General features: G+C 73.2%; 17 protein-coding genes and 1 tRNA gene. 12 read left to right on the top strand and 6 right to left on the bottom strand.

Annotation, left to right across the window (positions count from 1 at the left end; translation table 11 throughout):
- Positions 1 to 23 precede the first annotated feature (23 nt).
- The 9 genes from GA0070624_RS30705 (at position 24) to GA0070624_RS34460 (ending at position 9385) form a co-directional block, all read left to right on the top strand.
- Positions 24 to 647: an EboA domain-containing protein gene (locus tag GA0070624_RS30705; protein WP_091346715.1), complete on the top strand. Its 624-nt coding sequence runs from the start codon at positions 24 to 26 to the stop codon at positions 645 to 647.
- Positions 647 to 1498, top strand: a complete 852-nt coding sequence (locus GA0070624_RS30700; protein ID WP_091346713.1) for a TatD family hydrolase — start codon at positions 647 to 649, stop codon at positions 1496 to 1498. The genes GA0070624_RS30705 and GA0070624_RS30700 overlap by 1 nt, the downstream gene beginning before the upstream one ends.
- A complete protein-coding gene (eboE, locus tag GA0070624_RS30695) occupies positions 1498 to 2691 on the top strand; it encodes a metabolite traffic protein EboE (protein ID WP_091346711.1) in 1194 nt (397 codons plus the stop codon). The genes GA0070624_RS30700 and eboE overlap by 1 nt, the downstream gene beginning before the upstream one ends.
- Complete coding sequence (locus GA0070624_RS30690) at positions 2688 to 4082, top strand: alkaline phosphatase family protein (protein WP_091346709.1); 1395 nt, start codon at positions 2688 to 2690, stop codon at positions 4080 to 4082. Before eboE ends, GA0070624_RS30690 begins: the two co-directional genes overlap by 4 nt.
- The gene (locus GA0070624_RS30685) at positions 4079 to 5146 is read left to right on the top strand and encodes a polyprenyl synthetase family protein (RefSeq protein ID WP_091346707.1); all 1068 of its coding nucleotides are present in this window, start codon (positions 4079 to 4081) and stop codon (positions 5144 to 5146) included. The genes GA0070624_RS30690 and GA0070624_RS30685 overlap by 4 nt, the downstream gene beginning before the upstream one ends.
- Positions 5147 to 5350: 204 nt before the next feature.
- The gene (locus GA0070624_RS30680; RefSeq protein WP_091346705.1) at positions 5351 to 6361 is read left to right on the top strand and encodes a sugar phosphate isomerase/epimerase family protein; all 1011 of its coding nucleotides are present in this window, start codon (positions 5351 to 5353) and stop codon (positions 6359 to 6361) included.
- Between the two features lie 453 nt (positions 6362 to 6814).
- Positions 6815 to 8617, top strand: a complete 1803-nt coding sequence (locus tag GA0070624_RS30675) for an AfsR/SARP family transcriptional regulator (protein WP_141715222.1) — start codon at positions 6815 to 6817, stop codon at positions 8615 to 8617.
- Between the two features lie 81 nt (positions 8618 to 8698).
- A complete protein-coding gene (locus tag GA0070624_RS34465) occupies positions 8699 to 9022 on the top strand; it encodes a hypothetical protein (protein ID WP_141715221.1) in 324 nt (107 codons plus the stop codon).
- 3 nt (positions 9023 to 9025) lie between these two features.
- Positions 9026 to 9385, top strand: coding sequence for a hypothetical protein (locus tag GA0070624_RS34460; RefSeq protein WP_141715220.1), 360 nt, complete (start codon positions 9026 to 9028; stop codon positions 9383 to 9385).
- A gap of 534 nt (positions 9386 to 9919) precedes the next feature.
- Here the strand turns inward: GA0070624_RS34460 and GA0070624_RS30670 are convergent.
- Together GA0070624_RS30670 and GA0070624_RS30665 are read right to left on the bottom strand one after the other, a co-directional pair.
- Positions 9920 to 12454 (bottom strand): FtsX-like permease family protein, encoded by a 2535-nt coding sequence (locus GA0070624_RS30670; RefSeq protein ID WP_091346700.1) that lies wholly within the window; start codon positions 12452 to 12454, stop codon positions 9920 to 9922.
- Positions 12451 to 13215 carry an ABC transporter ATP-binding protein gene (locus tag GA0070624_RS30665; protein ID WP_091346698.1) on the bottom strand — a complete coding sequence of 255 codons (765 nt, stop codon included), beginning with the start codon at positions 13213 to 13215 and terminating at the stop codon, positions 12451 to 12453. Before GA0070624_RS30665 ends, GA0070624_RS30670 begins: the two co-directional genes overlap by 4 nt.
- 146 nt (positions 13216 to 13361) lie before the next feature.
- On the opposite strand from GA0070624_RS30665, the gene GA0070624_RS30660 reads away from it, so the two are divergent.
- Both GA0070624_RS30660 and GA0070624_RS30655 read left to right on the top strand, forming a co-directional pair.
- A complete protein-coding gene (locus GA0070624_RS30660; protein WP_091346696.1) occupies positions 13362 to 14561 on the top strand; it encodes a sensor histidine kinase in 1200 nt (399 codons plus the stop codon).
- Positions 14558 to 15196, top strand: coding sequence for a response regulator (locus tag GA0070624_RS30655; RefSeq protein WP_091346694.1), 639 nt, complete (start codon positions 14558 to 14560; stop codon positions 15194 to 15196). The genes GA0070624_RS30660 and GA0070624_RS30655 overlap by 4 nt, the downstream gene beginning before the upstream one ends.
- A gap of 44 nt (positions 15197 to 15240) precedes the next feature.
- Here GA0070624_RS30655 and GA0070624_RS30650 read toward each other — a convergent pair whose 3' ends face one another.
- The 4 genes from GA0070624_RS30650 to GA0070624_RS30635 form a co-directional block, all read right to left on the bottom strand.
- Positions 15241 to 16422: an ROK family transcriptional regulator gene (locus tag GA0070624_RS30650; protein ID WP_091346691.1), complete on the bottom strand. Its 1182-nt coding sequence runs from the start codon at positions 16420 to 16422 to the stop codon at positions 15241 to 15243.
- 109 nt (positions 16423 to 16531) lie between these two features.
- On the bottom strand, positions 16532 to 17608 hold the full coding sequence (locus GA0070624_RS30645; protein ID WP_245719070.1) for a sugar phosphate isomerase/epimerase family protein: 1077 nt from the start codon (positions 17606 to 17608) through the stop codon (positions 16532 to 16534).
- 94 nt (positions 17609 to 17702) lie between these two features.
- Positions 17703 to 21038: a ThuA domain-containing protein gene (locus GA0070624_RS30640; protein ID WP_091346685.1), complete on the bottom strand. Its 3336-nt coding sequence runs from the start codon at positions 21036 to 21038 to the stop codon at positions 17703 to 17705.
- Positions 21039 to 21300: 262 nt separating this feature from the next.
- Positions 21301 to 21702: a hypothetical protein gene (locus GA0070624_RS30635; RefSeq protein WP_091346682.1), complete on the bottom strand. Its 402-nt coding sequence runs from the start codon at positions 21700 to 21702 to the stop codon at positions 21301 to 21303.
- A 292-nt stretch (positions 21703 to 21994) separates the two neighbouring features.
- On the opposite strand from GA0070624_RS30635, the gene GA0070624_RS30630 reads away from it, so the two are divergent.
- Positions 21995 to 22067: transfer RNA gene (locus tag GA0070624_RS30630), tRNA-Asn, on the top strand.
- Positions 22068 to 22163: the final 96 nt, after the last annotated feature.

Genomic DNA, 22163 nt, shown 5'->3' with positions numbered 1-22163 from the left:
ACCCGGCTCAGAGGGGAGACGGCATGACACCCGACCGACTGCGCGCCGCGCTGCGGGGCGTACCCGATCCGCAGTGGCTGGACGCGGCCCTGCGCCGCGTGGCGACCGAGCCCACGGCGATCGACCGGCTCTTCGCCGCCGCCGGGCGGCGCTGCGGGCGGGCGCCGCTGCCCGATCCGCCGGGCTGGACGACTGACGAGGCGGCCCGGGCGCTGCTGCTCACCGCCCTCCCCGCCGACTGCGCGGCGACGACGGCGGACACCCTCTACCGGCACGGCGACGCCGCCGAGAGGCGGGCGGTGCTGCGGGCCCTGCCGCTGCTGCCGATCGGCGCGGCCTGCGTCCCGCTGCTGCACGACGCCATCCGCGCCAACGACACCCGGCTCATCGCCGCGGCCCTCGGCCCGTACGCTCGCCACCTCGAGCAGCCCGCCTGGCGGCAGGCGGTGCTCAAGTGCGTCTTCACCGGCGTGCCGCTGGCCGTGGTCGACGACCTCGAAGTCCGCGCCGACGGGGAACTGGCGGCGATGCTGGCCGCGCTCGCGGCCGAACGGCACGCGGCCGGCCGGACGATGCCCGCCGACGCCACCGAACTGCTCGACCGGCTCGCTGCCGGCTCGGACCTGACCAGCGCCAGGGAGGCGTGATGCGCATCTTCGACCCGCACATCCACATGACCTCGCGGACCACCGACGACTACGAGCGGATGGCCGCCGCCGGGGTACGCGCGGTGGTGGAGCCGGCGTTCTGGCTGGGGCAGCCCCGCACCAGCGTCGGCTCCTTCGTGGACTACTTCGACTCGCTGATCGGCTGGGAGCCGTTCCGGGCCGGGCAGTTCGGCGTCCGCCACCACGCCACCATCGCGCTGAACCCGAAGGAGGCGAACGACCCGCGCTGCCACCCCGTGCTCGACCGGCTCCCGCGCTACCTGGACAAGGACGGCGTGGTGGCGGTCGGCGAGATCGGCTACGACTCGATGACGCCGGCCGAGGACGCCGCCTTCGCCGGCCAGCTCGCGCTGGCGGTCGCCCACGACCTGCCGGCCCTCGTGCACACCCCGCACCGGGACAAGGCGCGCGGCGTCGAGCGCAGCCTGGCGGTGGTCGCCGAGTCCGGCATCGAGCCGGGGCGGGTGCTGGTCGACCACCTCAACGAGGTGACCGTGAAGCTGGTCCGGGACACCGGCTGCTGGCTCGGCTTCTCCATCTACCCGGACACCAAGATGTCCCCGCCGCGGATGGTGGAGATCCTGCGGGCGTACGGGACCGAGCGGATGCTGGTCAACTCGGCGGCCGACTGGGGGCGCTCCGACCCGCTGCTCACCCGGGCCACCGGCGAGGCGATGCTGCTCGCCGGGTTCACCGACGACGACGTCGACCGGGTGCTCTGGCGCAACCCGGTGGAGTTCTACGGCCAGTCGGGGCGGCTGGACCTGACCGACCTGGACGAACTCGCCCCGACCTTCGCCGGCAACTCGATCCTGCGCGGGGGGAGCTGATGCGGCTTCGGCACGCCGACGGCACCACCGTGCACCTCGGCTACTGCACGAACGTCCACCCGGCCGAGGACCTGGCCGGCATCCTCGCCCAGCTCGACACCTACGCCGTGCCGGTCCGGCGGGCGCTCGGGGCCGACCTGCTCGGGCTGGGACTCTGGCTGGCCGCGCCGGTCGCCGCCGAACTTGCCGCCGACCCGGAGTTGCGCCGACGGCTCCGCCGCGAGCTGGCGGTACGCGGGCTGGAGGTGGTCACCCTCAACGGCTTCCCGTACGCGTCGTTCCAGTCGCCGGTGGTCAAGGGCGCGGTCTACCACCCGGACTGGACCACCCGGGACCGGCTGGCGTACACCCTGGACCTGGCCCGGGTGCTGGCCGACCTGCTCCCCGACGACGCGGCCCGGGGCTCGGTCTCCACCCTGCCGCTGGCCTGGCGGCAGCCGTGGGACGCCGACCGGGCCGCGGCGGCCCGGCGGCGGCTGGCCGAGCTGGCGGCCGGACTCGCCGCCGTCGAGCGGGAGACCGGCCGGACGATCCGGGTCGGCTTCGAGCCGGAACCGGGGTGCATTGTGGAGTCCACGGGACAGGCGAGTGCGATATTGTCTGCCATGGATACTGACCGGCTCGGGGTCTGCCTCGACCTGGCGCACCTGGCGTGCGCCTGGGAGGAGCCGGTCGAGGCGCTGGGCCGGCTGCGGGCGGCCGGACTACCGGTGGTGAAGGTGCAGGTCTCCGCGGCCATCGAGGCTCCGGCCGAGGCAACGGCGGCGCTGCGCCGCTGGGTCGAGCCGCGCTTCCTGCACCAGACCCGGGCCGCCGGCTGCGCGCACGCCGCCGACCCGGCCGACCCGGCGTACGCCGCCGACGACCTGGACGCCGCCCTCGACGCGCGGCTGCCCGGGCCGTGGCGGGTGCACTACCACGTGCCGCTGCACGCGCCGCCCGAGCCGCCGCTGACCTCCACCCTGCCGGTGCTGCGGGGCGCCCTCGCCGGGCTCTTCGCCGGGCCGGCCGCCGGCTGCGACCACCTCGACGTCGAGACGTACACCTGGGGGGTGCTGCCGGCGGCGCGGCGGCCGCGCACGGACGCGGAGCTGGCCGCCGGGATCGCCGCCGAGCTGGCGTTTGCCCGCGACGAGCTGGTCTCGGTCGGCCTCGCGCCGGCGACTCCGATCGGAACGGGGGTACCGCGATGAGCCGCCGTCTTGTGGTGCTGGACGTGGTGGGGCTGACCCCGCGGCTGCTCGCGCACATGCCCCGGCTGCGCGCGGTCGCCGACGCCGGCTTCACCGCCGAGCTGGGCACCGTGCTGCCCGCCGTGACCTGCTCGGTGCAGTCCACCTTCCTCACCGGTGAGCTGCCCTCCGGGCACGGGATCGTCGGCAACGGCTGGTACTTCCGGGATCTCGGCGAGGTGCTGCTCTGGCGACAGCACAACGCCCTGGTCGGCGGGGAGAAGCTCTGGCAGGCGGCCCGCCGGGTCGAACCCGGCTACCGGGTGGCCAACGTCTGCTGGTGGTACGCGATGGGCGCGGACGTGGACTGGACCGTGACCCCTCGCCCGGTCTACTACGCGGACGGCCGCAAGGAACCCGACTGCTACACGGATCCGCCGGAGCTGCACGACACGCTCACCGACGCGCTCGGCACCTTCCCGCTGTTCACCTACTGGGGGCCGGGGGCCGGGCTGCCCTCGTCGCGGTGGATCTGCCGGGCCGCCGAGCGGATCCTGGCCGACCAGGCGCCGGACCTCACCCTGGTCTACGTGCCGCACCTCGACTACGACCTGCAGCGCTTCGGCCCCTCCTCGCCGCAGGCCGCCGCCGCTGCGGCGGAACTGGACGCGGTGCTCGGGCCGCTGCTGGACGCGGCCCGCGACCGGGACGCGACCGTGGTGGCGCTGTCGGAGTACGGCATCACCGACGTGTCCCGGCCGGTGGACGTCAACCGCCTGCTGCGCGCCGAGGGGCTGCTCCGGGTCTACACGCAGGACGGGATGGAGTACCTCGACCCGTGGACGTCCCGGGCCTTCGCGGTCGCCGACCACCAGGTGGCGCACGTCTACGTCCGGGACCCGGCCGACGTGCCGGCGGTGGCGAAGCTCTGCGCCGGGCTGCCCGGGGTGGCCGAGGTGCTGGACGCCGATGGCCAGGCCGGGTACGGGCTGGCCCACCCGCGCTCCGGCGAGCTGGTGCTGGTGGCCGAGCCGGACGCCTGGTTCACCTACTACTACTGGCTGGACGACGCCCACGCGCCCGACTTCGCCCGGCTGGTCGAGATCCACCGCAAGCCCGGGTACGACCCGGCCGAGCTCTTCTTCGACCCGGCCGCACCGGGTGCGGCGAAGCGCCGGGCGGCGGTCGCCCTGGCCCGCAAGAAGCTCGGCATGCGCTACCTGATGAGCGCGGTCGGACTGGACGCCGGTGCCCGCGCGGTCCGCGGCTCGCACGGCCGGTTGCCCGCCGACCCGGCGGACGGGCCGGTGCTGCTCTGTTCGGACCCGTCCGCCGCCCGGGACCAGGTGGCCGCGACCGATGTGAAGGCCCTGCTGCTCCAGCTCGCCGGACTGGCCCGGGAGGCGCCGTGACCCTGACCGTCGTACCGACCGACCCGACCCCGCTGCGGGGGCGCTTCGACGCTGAGCTCGCCGCGTTCCTCCATCGGCAGGATTCGGGTCGGTCGGACGGCGCGCCGGGGGCCGTCCTCGCGGTCCTGCACCGGTTCGTCCTCGCCAGTGGCAAGCGGCTGCGGCCCCTCTTCTGCTACTGGGGTTGGCGGGGCGCCGGCGGCCCGGACGGTGCCCCGATCGTGGTCGCGGCGGCCGCGCTGGAACTCTTCCACGCCTTCGCCCTCATCCACGACGACATCGTGGACCGCAGCGACCGCCGCCGGGGCGAGCCGTCGGTGCACCGCCTCTTCGCCGACCTGCACGCCGGGTCGTCCTGGCGCGGCGACCCCGAGGCGTACGGGCGCAACGCCGCCCTGCTCTGCGGGGACCTCTGCGCCGCCTGGTCGGACCAGATGTTCCACGGGTGCGGGCTGGACACCGAGCAGCTGCGCCGGGGGTACCGGGTCTTCGCGCTGATGCGCGCCGAGGTGATCGCGGGGGAGTACCTTGACCTGGTCTCCGGGGTCGGCGACGGCTCGGTGGCCACCGCGTTGACCGTGATCCGGATGAAGGCGGCGCGGTACACGGTGACCCGTCCGGTGCAGATCGGGGCCGCCCTGGCCGGCGCGGACCCGGCCGTGGTCGACGCGCTGGCCGAGTTCGGCGACCCGCTCGGCGACGCCTTTCAGCTCCGCGACGACGTGCTGGGAGTCTTCGGCGACCCCGCGGTCACCGGCAAGTCGAATCTGGACGACCTGCGCGAGGGCAAGCCGACGGTGCTGATGGCGCTGACCCGGGCCGCCACCGACGCCGCCCAGTCCCGGCGACTGCGGGCCCTCTTCGGCAACCCCGAGTTGGACGCGGCGGGCGCCGCCGAGCTGCGGGAGATCATCGAGGCGACCGGCGCCCGGGACCGGGTGGAGCGGATGATCCGGGTACGCGCCGACGAGGCCCGGGCCGCGCTGGCGCGGGTACCCCTGGCGGAGCCGGCCCGGGCGGCGCTCGCGGACCTCGCCGCCCGCGCGGTGCGCCGCCGCCACTGACCACGGGCCGCCTCTTCCGCGCCGGTCAAGACGGCCCTAGAGTGAGGGCGGCGACCGCGAGGTGGCCGGTGACCCGACGGGAGGCGCAACCCGTCGGGCCCAGGCGCGACCGCGCCCACCGGTGCTCCGCCGTGGCCGCCCGCACCCGGTCGCCCTCGCCCCGGTCCGCTACGGAATCCCCCATCACGACAGGGGAGAAGGACAATGGCGCGACCCATCACGCTCTTCACCGGCCAGTGGGCCGATCTGCCGTTCGACGAGGTCTGCCGGCTCGCCGCCGAGTGGGGCTACGACGGTCTGGAGATCGCCTGCTGGGGCGACCACTTCGAGGTCGACAAGGCCCTGGCCGACGAGTCGTACGTCGACCGGAAGCGGGCGACCCTGGCCAAGCACAACCTGCAGGTCTTCGCCATCTCCAACCACCTGGTCGGCCAGGCGGTCTGCGATCACCCGATCGACGAGCGGCACCGGGACATTCTGCCGGCGCGCATCTGGGGCGAGGGCGAGCCCGAGGGGGTACGCCAGCGCGCCGCCGAGGAGATGAAGGACACCGCCCGGGCGGCGGCGAAGCTGGGCGTCAAGACGGTGGTCGGCTTCACCGGCTCCTCGATCTGGCACACCCTGGCGATGTTCCCGCCGGTGCCACCGTCGATGATCGAACGCGGCTACCAGGACTTCGCCGACCGGTGGAACCCGATCCTCGACGTCTTCGACGAGGTGGGGGTCCGCTTCGCCCACGAGGTGCACCCCAGTGAGATCGCGTACGACTACTGGACCACCAAGCGGACGCTGGAGGCGATCGGTAACCGGCCCGCGTTCGGGCTGAACTGGGACCCGTCGCACTTCGTCTGGCAGGAGCTGGACCCGGTCAACTTCATCTTCGACTTCGCCGACCGGATCTACCACGTCGACTGCAAGGACGCCAAGGTACGCACCGGCGACGGTCGGCGCGGCCGGCTCTCCTCCCACCTGCCCTGGGCGGACCTGCGCCGCGGCTGGGACTTCGTCTCCACCGGCCACGGGGACGTGCCCTGGGAGGACTGCTTCCGGGCGTTGAACGCGATCGGCTACACCGGCCCGATCTCGATCGAGTGGGAGGACGCCGGCATGGACCGGCTGGTCGGCGCGCCCGAGGCGCTCCAGTTCGTCCGCCGGCTCGCCTTCGACGCCCCGGCGGCTGCCTTCGACGCGGCGTTCAGCAGCAACCGGGACTGATCACTGCCCCGGGGGCCTGGCCGTCTCCGGCCGGCCCCTGGCGGCCGTGCTCGCCAGCCGCGCCCGCCGGCCGCGCTTTGGCCGGCCCGGACGGGGCGGCGGCGGGTGCGGGTGGCCATCTGGCGCTACGAACCTGATGACGTAGACGATTCAGAACGGGTTCGACGACGACGCATCGTGCGGGGCCGGGAGACCACCACGTCCCCGCCCTGCAATGCAGGCCGGCGACCCGGGCGGAGGGCCCTCTTGTCCTCTTCCGGACGATCTGATGGCGGGCGAGTGGCGCGTGCTGGATCCTCTAGCCAGACGTCGTCAGCCATGCGAGCCCGGCAGGCGAGAATGCGGCGAACCGCTCAGCTACGGTCCGCGACGGCGCAGGTCGCCACTGTCGCGCCGCTTCACCGTGCAACGCGCATCCTGCCCTGGTCGATTGCCGCCGTGTCGCTTGTCCTGATGGGTGCGACGGTCGTGCTCGGTCTGTTGCCGGGCTCGGACAAGGTGCCGGATTCGCTCTCGGCGGAGGTAGGCGTCGAGGACGCGGTGTTCCTGGCCGCGCTGCTGTCCTTCGCCGGCGTCGGGGTGCTCGTCTCCCTCCGGCTGCCGGGCAACCCGGTCGGCTGGCTCCTGCTCGCCGAGGCGCTGTTGTGGCCGGCGGTGCTCGCGACCGCCGGCTACGCCGGCTATTCGATCTATGCGAAGCCGGCCTTGCCCGGTGGGGTCGCGGCGGCCTGGGTCCTGGAGGTCGCCTGGGTCCTGCCGACCGCACCGGCGACCTTCCTGATGCTGCTAATTCCCGATGGACACCTGCCCACACCCCGGTGGCGCCCGGTCGCCTGGGCGAGCCTTGTCGCGGGGGCGCTCATCGTCGTGACCGAGGCGTTGACGCCAGGCCCGATGGTCAGCGCTCCGGACGTGTCGAACCCGTTCGGTGTCGGCAGCCGCCCGTCGTTTTTGGCGGTCGAGGCTGGCGGTCAGGTGCTCGGCTCGGCTGCGTTCTTCGGCTCGGCGCTCGCCTTCGCGATCCGGTTCCGGTCCGCCCGCGGTGTCGCTCGCCAGCAGATGAAGTGGATGGCGTACGCGGTGGCTGTGCTCGTGGCCGCCAGTATCGCGGCGTCGGCGCTGTCCGCCGCGGGAGCGCCCGGGTGGCTGGTCGGCAACCTCAACCTGTTGCCGCTCGTGGGTCTGCCGTTGGCCGTCGGGGTGGCGGTGCTGCGGTACAGATTGTGGGACATCGACGCGGTGATCCGTCGCACGGTGCTGGTTGCTCTGCTGGGGAGCTTCGCCACCGCGGTGTACCTGGCCTTCGTGGTCGGTGTCGGCGCGGCGGTGGGGCGGAGCACCGACTCCGATGTGCTGCTCGCCGTCGTCGCGACCGCGGTGGTCGCCGCGGCCCTTCAGGCGATCCTGACCCGCTCCCGCCGACTGGCCTGGCGGCTGGTCCACGGTCGGCCCACCGGGAGCACGGACGATCCCGCGCCGCCACCCGCGGGCGCCGATCACGCCGAACTCCGCCGACCGGCGGACGGCGTACGGGTCCGCACCCTGGGCGGTCTTCGTGTCCTGCGCGACGGCGAGCCGTTGACGAACTCGGCCTGGCAGTCGAAGAAGGCGCGGGACCTGCTGAAGGTCCTCGTCGCCCGGCGCGGCCGGTCGACCCCCCGCGACTTCCTGATGGACGTGCTCTGGCCCGACGAGGACCCCGGCCGCCTCGGCAACCGGCTCGCCGTCGCCGTCTCCACCGTCCGGGCGGTCCTCGACCCGGGCAAGCGCCACGACCCGCAGCACTACCTCGTGAGCGACCGGGACTCGCTGCGGGTCGACCTGACCCACCTGCGCGTCGACGTCGAGGAGTTCCTCGCCGAGGCCCGGCGTGGGCTTGCGCTGCTGCACGCCGGCGATGGCGCGTCCGCCCTGCCCGTGCTGGCCCGGGCCCAGTCCGCGTACGACGGTGATTTTCTCGAGGAGAACGTGTACGACGACTGGAGCAACTCGCTGCGGGAGGAGGCCCGCGACGCGTACCTGTGCGCGACCCGGGCGCTCGCCAAAATCGCCGAAAAGGCCGGTGACCCGGCGTCGGCCGCCGAACACTGGCGCCGCGTCCTCGAGTGCGACCCGTGGAACGCGGAGGGGGACCTGGGGCTGGCGCGGTGTCTGGAGGGCCAGGGCCGCCATGGCGAGGCCCGACGCCGCTACGGGACGTACGTCGCTCGGATGCGGGAGCTCGGCTTGACAGTGGAGCCGTTTCCGCGCCCCTAACCCGCCTCAAACGCTGGTCCGCACGGTTACTCGGCCGCGCTGGTCGGCTGGGCCGGCGGCGAAGTCGTCGGCCGGATCCTGATGCGGCTGGACGCATCGCCGGCCGAATTGCTCGGCCTGTTCCTGGTCCCGCAAATCCTGTTGGGAGTTGCCCTGGTGTACCTGCTGTCGCCGCGCAGCGACCAGGGTGCCCGCGGCCGCCGGGCAGGAGCACTGACGGACCCTGCCGCGCGCCAAGCCGACGCCTGGAACACAACATCGCGGTCTTCCCGCGACGCCGCCGCGCTCAAAGGGCCGGCCTTAACCGTACCCAAACACTGCTCGACAGGCTGGAACCCGGTTCCGACCGGCAATCCACGCCTGACGAGCCAGGATCTGGATTCCCCTGCGGGAGGGAGAACGTGATGGATGGGCGGAGAGCCAGGACCGCGAGCCCGCTCGCCGCGTTCAGGCTGCCGGCGCGAAAGCGCCCGGGCGGCCGACCGCAACAACGTCGGCGTGGAAGGAGTCACCATCAACAAGGCGGCCAAGGGGGCGAAGAATGAAACTTGCACCATCGCAGACTCGGGGAATCAGGCCGGCGCTACCAGCTTGATCGCGACCAGTTACGTGACCGACGTCGTGGTCACCGCGGTTCGCACGGGTGGCGGTCATCTCAAGATGATCACTTGGAATGTCTCGAACGACGGCACCTTCGGTCGACTTGACGAAGCGTCCGTGGACGACCAACCGACACAGCTCGCGATCAGCTGGAAGAAACAGGCATAGATCGTTCTTGGGCGCCCACCCGGCGAGGGGCGGGATGGGCGCCCTGCGAGCACGCCGTCGGGCGGGCGGGCCGACTTCCGGTACGACCCCCGGACCGGGTACGGCGTCCTCGACGCAGCCCGAGCGTTGCGCGCCGCCGCCAAGGTCCAGCCGGAGCCGTCTGTCCTGCCGGTAAGGGCGGAGGGCGAGGGCGGGCACTTCGGCCCCGGCGACGACGACACACCCCGGCGCGTCGGGCAACCCTGGAGGTGATGTCGTGGTCGCCTGCGTCGCCGGCCTGATCGCACTGGGCATGATCCTGGGTGGACTCCTCCTCACGGCCAGTGGCCGGCGGGCCCGCCGGGGTTCCGCTCGCGGACGGGCCACCGCGGCGCCGGCCGGACCCCCCCCGCCGCCGTCGTGATGACGCACCGCCCCGTGCCGGTCCGTCCTCACGCCACCTGACCCGCGATCCCGGCCAGTCCACCGGCCGCCCCCTCGGCCGACCGGCCCGGCCCGGCGCCTCCACCGGAGGCGCCGGGCCACCTTCTCGGCTCAGCCGTCGGTTTCCAGCGCGACCACCGGGCTGACCCGGGACGCCCGCCGGGCCGGCAGCACCCCGGCCAGCGCAGTCAGCACGATCAGCGCCGCGAAGAGCGCGACCAGCGGCAGCACCGGCAGGACCAGCGGCGCATTGATCCCGAGGGCCCGGACCGCCAGCCACGCGTACGGCACCCCGAGCAGCAGCCCGATCGTCGCACCGATCAGCCCGTAGAGGCCGGACTCGGCGGTCAGCATGGTGCGCAGGGCGGCCCGGGACAGGCCGACAGCGCGCAGCAGACCCGACTCGGTAACCCGTTCCACCACCGACAGCGCGGTGGTGCTGCCGACCCCGACCACCGCGATGACCACGGTGAGGCTGACCAGGCCGACCGCGATCCAGAGGATGGCGTCCAGCACCGCGCCGTCCCGGTCCCGGCCGTCGGCGAGGACGGACAGCCCCACCCCCTCGGCGCCGTCGATCGCCTGTCGCAGCGCCTGCACCGCCGCGGTGCGGCCGTCCTCGCCGGGTCGGGCCGCGTCGGCGAGCAGTCCGGAGTACGCCGCGGACACGCCGAGCCGGTCGAGGTCGGCGCGGTCGGTGAGGATGCCCGCGTGCAGGGGGCCGTGATCGGGCAGGACCGCGGCGACGCGCACCTCGGTGGTCCGTGCGGCCACGGTGAGCGCAACCGTGTCCCCGACCCGGAGCCCGGTGTCCCTGGCGACCCACTCGCCGAGCACGACGCGGCCCGGCCCGAGGTCGGCGAGCCGGCCCTGCGCCACGTCCAGCCGGTCCGTGGTCGGCAACGCCCGCACGTCGAGGTCGGTCGCGGGGTAGCCCGACTCGGCGCTGCCGAGCCGCTCGGCGCCTCGGGTCAGGCTGAGCCCGTCGACCCGCCGGTACGGCACCACCCGGGCGAGCGTGCCGCGCGCCGCCTCGGCCCGCGCCACCACACCGTCCGGCAGCGTCGCTCCCGCGCTGCCGGTCACCTCGATGTCGGCGGGCGCCAGGAGCGCCAGCTCGCGGTCCATCAGCACGCGCAGGGACGCGCCACCGACGGCCACGCCGGCGATCAGGGTCACGCCGAGCGCGACCACCACGGAGACCGCCGCCGCCCGACGCGGGGTACCGCCGACACCGCCGACCGCCAGCCGCCCGACCGGCCCGAGCTGGCGTAGCGGCCAACCCACCACGGCCAGCACCGGGCGGACCAGCAGCGGCCCGAGCGCCACCAGCGCGAAGAACGCCACGGCGCCGGACGCGACGAGCAGGAGCAGCACCGGCCTCGGCGAATAGTTTTCCTGCTCCGGCGCCGGAAGCCGACTGGCCGCCACGGCGCCGGCCAGTACCGCGCCCGCGGCGAACAGCAGCCCGGACACCAGCCGGACCGCCCCGATGCCGCGCCGTCCGGCGGTCGTGCTCGCCGCCCGCAGCGCCTCGAGCGGGGCGACCCGGGCGGCGGAGAACGCCGGCGCCAGCACCGCGAGCGCGGTGAGCAGGACGGCGCCGAGGACGACCGCGACCGCCGCCCGGACGGGCAACCCAGGGGAGGAGACAGCCAGGCCGGCGGCCCGCATGATGGCCGGCACGGCGTGCCCGACGCCCAGGGCGGCGGCCACGCCGACCGCGCTCGCGATCGATCCGGTCAGGGCGCCCTCCGCGGTGAGCGCCCGGACCAGCGCTCCCCGGTTCGCGCCGACTGCGCGCAGCAGCGCGAGCTGCCGCATCCGCTGGGCGAAGACGATCCGGAACGTCGAGGTGACGACCAGCGCCGCGGCAACGACCGCGATCGCGACGAACATGCCGACCAGGGCGAAGAGCGCACCGACCTGATCGGCCGCCGCGTCGGCCTCCCGTTGGCGCACCTGCGTGCCGGTGCTGACTGGCGTGCCGGCCGGCAGGGCCGCGGCGACCCGCTGCCGGACCGTCTCCGCCGACTCGCCGGGCGCGACCCGCAGGTCGATCCGGGTCACCTCGTCAACGCCGCCCACCGCGGTCACCACGTTCTCCGGGGCGTACCCGTCGAAGCCGGCGTCGTCGGCGGTTCCGACCATGCCGGTGACGCTGAGCCGGACCGGCGTGGGCTGTGCGTCGGTCGCGGTGACCACCGACCCGACGGCGAGTCCAAGCCGCTCGGCGGTGCGCGGGGTGATGGCCACCTCGCCGGGGGCGTCCGGGTAGCTCCCCTCGATCAGCCGGATCGTGGCCAGCGGGCCGCGACCCGGGTCGGCCCGCAGGTTGAGGTACGACTCGTTGACGGTCAGGCCGAGCTCCAGCCGGCCCACCGCCTCGGCGACCCCGGGCACGGCCCGGACCCGGGCCAGCGTCGCCACGGTGGGCCGCGGCGCATCCGGGTCCCCGACCACGAGGTCGGTCGCGGCGGGGGTGTCGCTGAGGTTGTCCCGCGCGGTCCGCTCGGTGATCTGCTGGGCCAGCACGGTGCCGTAGACGACGAAGGAGGCCACCAGGATCGCCAGGCCGGTCAGCAGCAGCCGGCCGGGGCGGCGGGCCGCCGCGCTCACCTGGGTACGCAGCACGGGCGCCCTCATGCGCCGGCCGCCAGCGCATGCAGCGCCTCGGTGACCGAGCCATGGTCCGGCTTGTCGATGTCGCCGGCGATCCGGCCGTCGGCGAGCAGCACCGCCCGGTCCGCGTACGCGGCGGCCACCGGGTCGTGGGTGACCATGACGATCGTCTGGCCGAGGTCCCGTACCGAGTCGCGCAGGAAGGAGAGCACCTCCGCGCCCGAGTGGGAGTCGAGGTTGCCGGTGGGTTCGTCGGCGAAGACCACCTCGGGGCGCGACACCAGCGCGCGGGCCAGCGCCACCCGCTGCTGCTGGCCGCCGGAGAGCTCGCTGGGCCGGTGCCCGAGCCGGTCGGCAAGCCCCAGCACGCCGACCAGGTGCGTCAGCAGGTCGCGGTCGGGCTGGCGGCCGGCCAGGTCCAGCGGAAGGGTGATGTTCTGCGCGGCGGTGAGCTGCGGCAGCAGGTTGAACGACTGGAAGACGAACCCGATCCGCTCCCGGCGGACCCGCGTCAGCCTACGGTCGGACTGCCCGGTCAGCTCCGCGCCCCCGAGCAGGACCCGCCCGGAGGTGGCCGTGTCCAGGCCGGCGAGGCAGTGCATCAGGGTGGACTTGCCCGACCCGGACGGCCCCATGATCGCGGTGAAGCGGGCCCGGTCGAAGCCGACCGACACTCCGTCCAGGGCCCGTACCGCGGTGTCGCCGGTGCCGTACACCTTGACCAGGTCGACCGCGGCGACGGCGGCCTGGCTCACGTCGGGCGGGGCGGGGGCGTGCGTTCTCATCGAACCTCCAGCGAATGCTTCTCTGACCCCGGAAGCCTCACCGCCGCGGGCGGGCGCCGCATCGGCCCGGGGAGAGGGATCACCGCCGGCGGGTCTGTCTTTCGGCTGATCTGCCGCCACCGCCGGGCTCGCTACCCTGGGTCACGATGAACGCGCCGGGACTTCGACGTTGGTGGGTGCGCCTGGGCCAGCTCGCCGGCCTGGCGGCGATGGGCCTGCTCGGCCTCTTCGACCTGCGGTTCGGCCTGTTAGCGGCCGCGGGCGCGGCCGGCACCCTGCTGCTCCTGGTGCGGGTGGGGCTGGCGGTGGCCGCCGCGCTGCTCTGGCTCCCGCTGCACCGGCAAGGCTCCCGCCGGCTGCCGGTGGCGGCGCTCGTGCTCGCCGCGGCCTCACTCGCCGTGACCGCGGGCATCGTGCTGATCGCGGATGGCGGCTACCTGCTCAGCGGCAGCTGGGGGCTCGCCGAGTCCGCCGGGCTGCTGGCCGTGGTCTTCGTGGTGGCCCGCCGCGGTGCGGCCCGCATCGCGCCGTGGGCGGCGGTCGCCGCCGGTCTCGCCGCCGCGGCGCTGCCGCTTCGCACCGGCACGGACAGCGTGTACGTGATCTTCGGTCTGCTCCAGGCCCTCGCCGCTGCCGGCGCCGCCGGAGGAGGGCTCTACCTGCGCACGATGGCCGCCGGGCGGGAGCGCGCCGTGGCGCTGGTACGGGCCGAGCAGCGCGCGGAGTTCGCCCGCGACCTGCACGACTTCATCGCCCACCACGTGACCGGCATCGTGGTGCAGGCGCAGGGCGCCCGGTTCGTCGCCGAACAGGACCCGCAGCGGGTGATCACCGCCCTGGAACAGATCGAGCGGGCCGGCGGGGAGACGATGGCCTCCATGCGGCGGATGGTCGGGATCCTGCGCAATCCGGACGCCCCGCCGGACGCGCCGCTGGCCCCACTGGCCGGCGTCGCCGATCTCGGGCCGCTGCTGAGCGGCTTCAACGACATCGCGCGCGCCCCGGCCCGGCTGCACGTCGACGGCACCCTGGACGGGCTGCCGGTGGAGGTCTCCACCTCGGCGTACCGGGTGGTGATGGAAGGGCTCACCAACACGCGCCAGCACGCCCCCGACGCCCGAGCCGTGGACGTGTTCGTCCGCCGTACCCCGGACTGGCTACTGGTCCGCGTCGCCGACGACGGCGCCACCCCGCGCACCCCGCCGGCCCGCGGGCACGGCTTCGGCCTGATCGGCCTCACCGAGCGGGTCCGCGCCCTCGGCGGCACCATCACCGCGGGGCCCGGCGTCGCCGGCGGCTGGGTGCTGGACGCGACACTGCCGCTCGGCCGGGCGGTGGCCCGATGATCCGCGTGCTGATCGCCGATGACCAGGCGATGGTGCGGACCGGCTTCGGCATGATCATCGGGGCGCAGCCGGACATGGAGGTGGTCGGCGAGGCCGCCGACGGCGTGGCCGCGGTGGAGTTGGCCCGCCGCCTGCGCCCGGACGTGGCGCTGCTGGACATCCGGATGCCCCGCCTCGACGGCCTCGAGGCGCTGCGACTGCTCGCCGGGCCGGGCGTCGCGGATCCGGTCAAGGTGGTTGTGGTCACCACCTTCGACCTCGACGAGTACGTGCACACCGCGCTGCGCAACGGCGCCTGCGGCTTCCTGCTCAAGGACTCCGGCCCGGCGCTGCTGGTCGAGGCGGTCCGCGCGGCGGTCTCCGGCGACGCGCTGATCAGCCCGTCCATCACCGTACGGCTGCTCGAGCACCTCAGCCCGCCCGCCCGCGCCCGCGACGACGCCGGCCTGTCCCCGCGGGAACTCGACGTCGTCAAGCTGGCCGCCCGAGGGCTCACCAACGCCGAGATCGCCGCCCAGCTCTTCATCGCCGTCGGTACGGTCAAGACCCATCTCGCCAGCGTGCAGATGAAGCTCGGGGCACGGAACCGGGTCGAGATCGCGGCCTGGGCCTGGGAACGCCGGCTGGTCGGTTGAGGCAGGGTGTGGACGGGGTCGGCGGTGAGCCCGGCCGGGGCTCGTCAGGCGGCGAAGACCTGGTCGCTCACCAGGCGGGCCGCGCCCACCAGGCCGGCCCGGTCGTCCAGATCGGAGAGGACGATCGGCATGCTGCCGGTGGCGAGCGGGGTCGAGCGCCGGTAGACCACCCCGCGGATCTCGGCGAGCAGGACCGGGCCGATGCCGGGGGCGGCACCGCCGATGATCACGATGGCCGGGTTGACGAAGCTGACCAGGCCCACCAGGACCTGCCCCAGCCGGCGGGCGCCGTCGCGGACCAGGCCCTGAGCGATGGCGTCCCCGGCGGTCGCCGCCCGCACGACATCGGCCATGGTCAGCGTCCCCGCCTCGGCCAGCCGGTCGCCGAGCGCCGCCGACCGGCCGGCCTGCGCGGCGGACAGCGCCTCCCGGACCAGGCCGCTGTCCCCGCAGTACGCCTCCAGGCAGCCGGTGTTGCCGCAGCCGCAGAGCGGGCCGTCCTCGGTGAGCCGTAGGTGCCCGATGTCCCCGGCCCCGCTGGCCGCGCCCCGGTACAGCGCGCCGCCGAGCACCAGCCCGGACCCGATGGCGCTGCCGAGCTTGACGAAGAGGAAGTCGTCGAACGCCCGGCCGGTGCCGGCGTGCTGTTCGCCGAGCGCCATGACGTTGGCGTCGTTGTCCACCTGCACCGGGCAGCCCAGCTCGGCGGCGATCGCGTCCCGGACCGGGAACTGGTGCCAGCCCGGCATGGCCGGCGGGGCGACCGGGGTCCCCTCGCGTACCGCGACCGGCGCCGGCAGGGCGACGCCCACCCCGGTCAGCCGGGACAGCCCGGCCTCGGCCCGGAGCTTGCCGAGCAGCTCGACAGCCCGGCCGACGACCGCCTCCGGCCCGATTCGGACGTCGACCGGCTCGCCGAGGCGGGCGAGCACCGTGAGCTCCCCGTCGGTCAGCGCCACGTCGAGTCGTTCGGTGCCGACGGCCACCGCCCCGAAGCGGACCTGCCCGGCGATCCGGAGCAGCGAGGAGCGGCGGCCGCCCCGGGACGCGGCCGGCCCCGCGGTCTCCACCAGGCCCTGGGCGGTCAGCCGGTCCACCTCCGCGGCGAACCGGGCCCGGGTGAGGCCCAGGACATCCGCCAGCTCGACCCGGGAGCGGGCCCCGTCGTCGCGCAGCAGCCGCAGCAGCCGCGCCTGGTCCGGGCTCTCCGGTCCGATGAGCCTCATGCGATCACCTCCATCCGGAATCTGCCACACCAGCATCACAGCAGTGTGACGCAAGGGGCCGCGCCCGGTTTCCCGGCCGCGGCCCCTTGCGTTTCTCCGGTCGGGTGGGTCAGCCCCGCAGGCCCGACATGTGCTGGAAACTGACCTCCGCGTAGCGCAGCGACCGGCCGGGGTCGGCACTGCCGCCGGGCGCGTTGTCCTGCTCCCACATCGGGTTGTGGTAGCCCTTCGCGCCCATGTTGGCGAAGAACGTGCCGTAGTCGATGTCGCCCTGGCCGAGCGGCACCATGTCGTACCCGGCGGAGCTGGCCGGGTTGTACGCGCCGTCCTTGGCGTGGAACAGCGGGAACCGGATTGGCTGGGCGGCGACCACGGCCAGCGGGTCGAAGATGCTGGTCTGGGTCACCCCGTCCGGATCGGTGTAGCTGCGGAACCGGTACTGCGCCACGTGCGCCCAGTAGATGTCCATCTCGAACCAGACCCACTCCGGGTTGGTCCGCGCGATGAAGTACTCCAACTTCCGGACGCCGGAGGACCGGGTCGGCCGGCCCAGCGCGTCCAGCGGGCCGCTGTCCAGCAGGAAGTTGTACGCCGCGTCGTGGTTGTGCGTGTACAGCTTCAGCCCCCGGGCGGCGGCCATCTCGCCGAAGGTGTTCCACCGGTCGACGGCGGCGTCCCAGTCGGCCTGGTAGTTGCTGCCGGTCGGGTCGCTGCCGGTGCCGATGTGGGTCATGCCGAGGATCTCGGCGGTGTCGAGCGTCCGCTCGAACGCGGCGATGGTGTCCGGGGTGACCGTGCTCGGGATCGAGGCGTGCGAGCCGTTCGCCCGCAGGCCGTTGTCGTCCAGGATCTTCCGGATCTCCTCCGGGGTGATCTGCCGGCCGAGGATCGCCGTGCTCTGGTTGTAGCCGGCGAACTCGACCTCCTGGTAGCCGATCTCGGCGAGTCGGGCGAGCACCCGCTCGAAGCCGTACGGCACGCCCGTGTCGTCCGGAGCGGCGCCGATCCGGTCGCGGACGCTGTAGAGGATGATGCCCCGCTTGCCGGCCGGGACGAGCAGACCGTTGCCCTCCGCCGCGGCGGCGGAGGGGGCCCAGCCCGCGGCGCCGACGGCGACCGCGCCGGCCGCCCCGGCGAGGGTGCCGAGCACCCGGCGACGGCTCATTCCGTGCTGTGCGTCGTTCATGTCCTGGTTGCCTTTCCGTGCTGACTGGTGATGGGGGTCGGTGCAGGGGCGGGGCGGGTGGGGCCACCGGCGGTGGCCCCACCCGGGCCGGTCGTCACGGCGTGACGCCGATGCCCTGACCGGTGAACTCGACCCAGTTGAGGTTGCCGAAGCCGCTGGTCGGACCGCCGGGGACGGTGGTGAGGACCAGGTAGAGCTTGTGCGTGCCGCCCGGGTCGGCGATCGGCACGGTGGTGCTGGTGAAGGCGTTGTTGCCGCTGGTGGCGTTGACCGTGGCGGTGGTCAGCAGCGGGCCGGTGGCGGAGTCGAGCCGGAACTCGACGCCGAACCGGGGCTGCCCGGCGGTAGCCGCGCTGCCACCGGAGGTCCGCAGCGTCACCGACTGGATGTTCTTCAGGTTCACGGTGTTGTTGATCGCGATCCAGTCGCCCGGGTCGAGGCTGCCGCGCTGCAGGCCGCCGCCGGTGTCGGCGCTGGTGCCGACGGTGGTCCCGGATTCGTCCCGGGCGAACTCGACCTCCTGCCGCTTGGCCTGGATGACCTGCTGGTCCACCGTGGTCAGTGCGGGCTGCCCGTTCGCCCCCTTGTCGGTGTAGGAGGCGCTGACCACGCCGTAGACGTAGCCGCCGTGGGAGGCGTCGTCGGCCTCAGTCGACAGGACGCCGGAGCAGCCGAACTGGTTCGCCTCACCGTGCCCGTGCTCGTCGTGGCCGAGGACGAAGGTCACCTCGACCTTGCTGCAGTCGATCGGCCCGTCCTCCGGGTCGGTGACGGTCACCGACCAGGGGATGTCATCGCCCCAGCTGAAGAAGCCGCCCTCGAGCGGGGTGGTGACGGTGACGGTCGGCGCGGTGTTGCCGACCGTGATGGTGGTGTTCGCCGACGCGGTCTTGCCGCTGGAGTCGGTCACCGTCAGCTTGGCGGTGTAGACGGCGTTGGTGGTGTAGGTGTACGTGGGGTTCGGGTCGATCGAGTCGGTCGTGCCGTTGCCGTCGAAGTCCCAGGCGAACGAGATCGAGTCGGCCGGGTCCGGGTCCTTCGAGCCCTCGCTGGAGAACGAGACCTTCAGCGGCGCGATGCCGTTGGTGGGGGTCGCGCTCAGCACGGCGGTCGGTGCCCGCAGGCCCTTCACGTAGCTGAACTTCAGCATCGCCGCGTCCGGGTTGATGTTGAAGAACCCGTCCCCGTACGTCAGCAGGTAGAAGTTGCCGTCCGCGCCCCAGCGCAGGTCCATCGGGTTGTCGCAGAGGAACGGCTTGGTCGGCGTGGTGGGCGCCTGCCCGCAGTTCAGCACGTTGTTGATCTTCAGGATGTCACCCTTGTCGTCCAGCCGGATCTCCTTGAGGGTGTCCCGGGTGAACTCGCCGAAGAAGATCGCCCCGTCGTAGTACTCGGGGAACTTCGTCTCCGACTTCAGGTTCGGGTCGTAGTCGTACTTCGCCGCGCCGTGCGGGCCGACGCCGCCGGTGCCGAGCTCGGGGAAGAGCACCGGGCAGGTCTGCGTCGGGGTCGACAGGTACGACTCCGGGCACGGGGTCGGCGCGTTGAACGAGTACCAAAGCTCGGACTTCTCCACCGGCGGCAGGTCGGTCAGGCCGGTGTTGTGCCGGGAGGTGTTCTTCGGCGCCGCGCAGTCGAACGGCCCGATCGGCGAGATCGGGTTGGTGTTCCAGTTCATCTCGATGTACGGCAGGTTCGGCTGCACGCACATCGGCCAGCCGTAGTTCGCCGGCCTGTCGACCACCATCATCCGGCCGGTGCCCGCCGGGCCCCGCCCCACACCCGGGTCGCGGGAGTCCGGGGAGTAGTCGGTGATGTAGGCGACGTCGTTCTTGTCGACGGTGATCCGGAACGGGTTCCGGAAGCCCATCGCGTAGATCTCCGGACGGGTCTTCTCCTTGCCGGCCGGGAACAGGTTGCCCGACGGCACGGTGTACGACCCGTCGTCCTGGACGGTGATCCGCAGGATCTTGCCGCGCAGGTCGTTGGTGTTGGCCGAGCTGCGCCGGGCGTCCACGAAGGGAGCCTGGTAGACGCCGTCGGCGCTGACCGAGTCGTTGTGCGGCGAGAAGCCGCCGGAACCACCGCCGCCGGCCGGGGTGTCGTCCCCGGTGACCAGCCAGAGGTTGTTCTTCGAGTCGAACGCGATGTCGCCGGCCACGTGGCAGCAGGCGCCCCGGTCGACCGGCACCTGGAGGATCTTCTGCTCGGTGGAGAGGTCCAGCGTCGGGTTCTCCCCGTCGACGAACTTGAACCGGGAGAGCTGGAAGTAGCCCTTCCACTGGTCCCAGGCCGTCGGGTCGGTGCTGGTGGTCGGCGCGCCGCCGGTCGGAGTGTTCAGCGGGGGCGCGTAGTAGAGGTAGACCCATTTGTTGGTGGCGAAGTCGTTGTCGATCGCCGGGCCGTACATCCCGTCCTCGCTGTGGGTGTAGACCGGGATCTGCGCCAGGATCTTGGTGTCGTTGCTCTTCGGGTCGTGCAGGCGTACGCCGCCGCGCCGGTCGGTCTGGATCACCCGGCCGTCGGGGAGGACGTCGAAGCCGATCGGCTCGTTGACGTTGGGCTGCGCCCCGACCACCGTCATCTGGTAGTTGGCCAGCACCGTCGCGCCGCAGTCGCCGTCGGTCACGCCGGCCGCCCACTGGATCGCTCCGCCCAGGTGGGCCCGCAGGTCGGTGCTGTCGTAGCTCTCCGGGGTGGCGCCGAGTCCGGTGTAGAACGACCTGCCGCCCTGGTAGTCCTTGCACCAGGTCACCGGGTGGTCGAAGCCCATGCTGCCGCCGCTGTAGGTCTTCTCGTCCACCGTGGCCAGCACGTGCGAGAAGCCGCGGACGTTGGCCGCGAAGTTGTACCAGCGGTCGGTGGTGCTCCAGCGCTGCGGCAGCGTCTCCGAGGCGGGGTGGACCCGGTCGGCGACGGTGACCGTCGCCTTGCTCACCGCGGACGGGGCGCCGGTGGCCCGCGTGCCGAGCACGTCGGTGAGGAAGGACCAGTCCGGCTCGGCCTCGATCGCCGAGTGGACGCCGACGAAGCCGCCGCCGTCGCGGTAGTACTGCTCGAAGGCCTGCTGCTGGGCGTCGGTCAGCACGTCGCCCGCGTTGTTCAGGAAGACCACCGCGCGGAACTGCTTGAGGTGCGGCTCGTCGAACTTGCGGGGGTCGTTGGTGACCTCGACGGTGAACCGGCGGTCGCGGCCCAGTTGCTGGATGGCCTGTACGCCGGCGGCCGTGGCCGCCTGGTTGCCGCTGGCCGACCTGGTGAAGACGAGCACCTTGTACTCGATGCCGTTGCTGAGGGGTGCTGGTGCGGTAAGTGCCGGCGCGGCCTGCGCCGGGGTCGGCTGCTGCTCCGCCGTCGCGACGAGCGTCGCGCCGACGAGGGCGAGCAGGCTGAGGTGTACGGCGGCCTTGCGGCCGACGGGTCTGCGCATCGAACCTCGCTCTGGTCGGGCGGGTCCGCCTCAGCGCCGGGACGAGGGCTGAGGAGGTCGCTGGGGGAGTGACTAGAGCCTGGCCAGGTTCTACGCAGGACGATATTTGCGCACGGGAGGAAAGAGAAGAGGTCGGAGGCAAAAGTTTCCTATGAATCGCTCTGACTTTTGTTCGGGCTGAGCAAAAGTCCACGATGGGTCGTCCTTCGGGCGCAGCAAAGCGGGCCGGTCGCCCGATGGCGACCGGCCCGCTCTCGATGCGTCAGAGGTTGCTGCCGTTGGTGCCCGTGCCGGACGGCTTGGTGCGCGGGGCCGTCGTGGTCGACGACCCGGACGTCGAGCTGCCGCTGCCCGGGCTGGACGAACCGGCCTTGGCGCCCACCGTCGCCGGCGTGCCCGCGAAGGGCTTGTCCGCGCCGGTCAGCTGCCTGTTGCCGTTGCCGGTGAGCTTCTCGCCGAGCTTGGTCTGGCCGAGCTTGTCCTTGCCCTCGCTGTAGAGCCGGGTCGCCTGCGCCTGCGCGACACCCGCCGCCTCCTGGACGGTCGGGTGGTCGAGCACCTTGCGGCCCCGGACCACCAGCTCCTCGTACTTCTCCCGGCCCGCACGGGCGCCCAGGACGAATCCCGCAGCCAGCCCGCCAAGAAACATGATCTTTCCGCGCATGGCGGCTCCTTCCGTACCTGACGCGCCGTCGTTCCCGGTGGGGTACCCCATCGGGAGCGACCAACTCGCGCCTGCGTCCTCTGTCGGCGGCTAACTACCCATCCTGCTCCTCGCTCATGCCTCCTTGCGCCGAGATGACGATTTGCCCGTATTATCATCCCTGATCCGGCTCGGCGACGGCCGAGGGCCGAGCGAAAGGGGTGGGGTAACCCACTGGACCAAGACCCCCGGGCGTCCTGTACTCTTGTGCCGTCGCGCGGCGCCGGGGAGATCCGGACCGAGCGGTCTACGGTCCCCCGTAGCTCAATTGGCAGAGCAGCCGGCTGTTAACCGGCAGGTTTTTGGTTCGAGTCCAAACGGGGGAGCTTCACTCCACACCACGCCCATCGGCCCTGCCGGCGGGCGTTCTTCGTTCTGCTGAACGCCACCGCGGGTCGCGCTGTCTCCCGGTCGACGTGACG

Origin of the sequence: Micromonospora rhizosphaerae (assembly GCF_900091465.1) — a bacterium.
Lineage (GTDB): Bacteria > Actinomycetota > Actinomycetes > Mycobacteriales > Micromonosporaceae > Micromonospora > Micromonospora rhizosphaerae.
The sequence above is the reverse complement of the archived record's forward strand: the minus strand, read 5'-3'. Positions and strand labels throughout refer to the sequence as shown.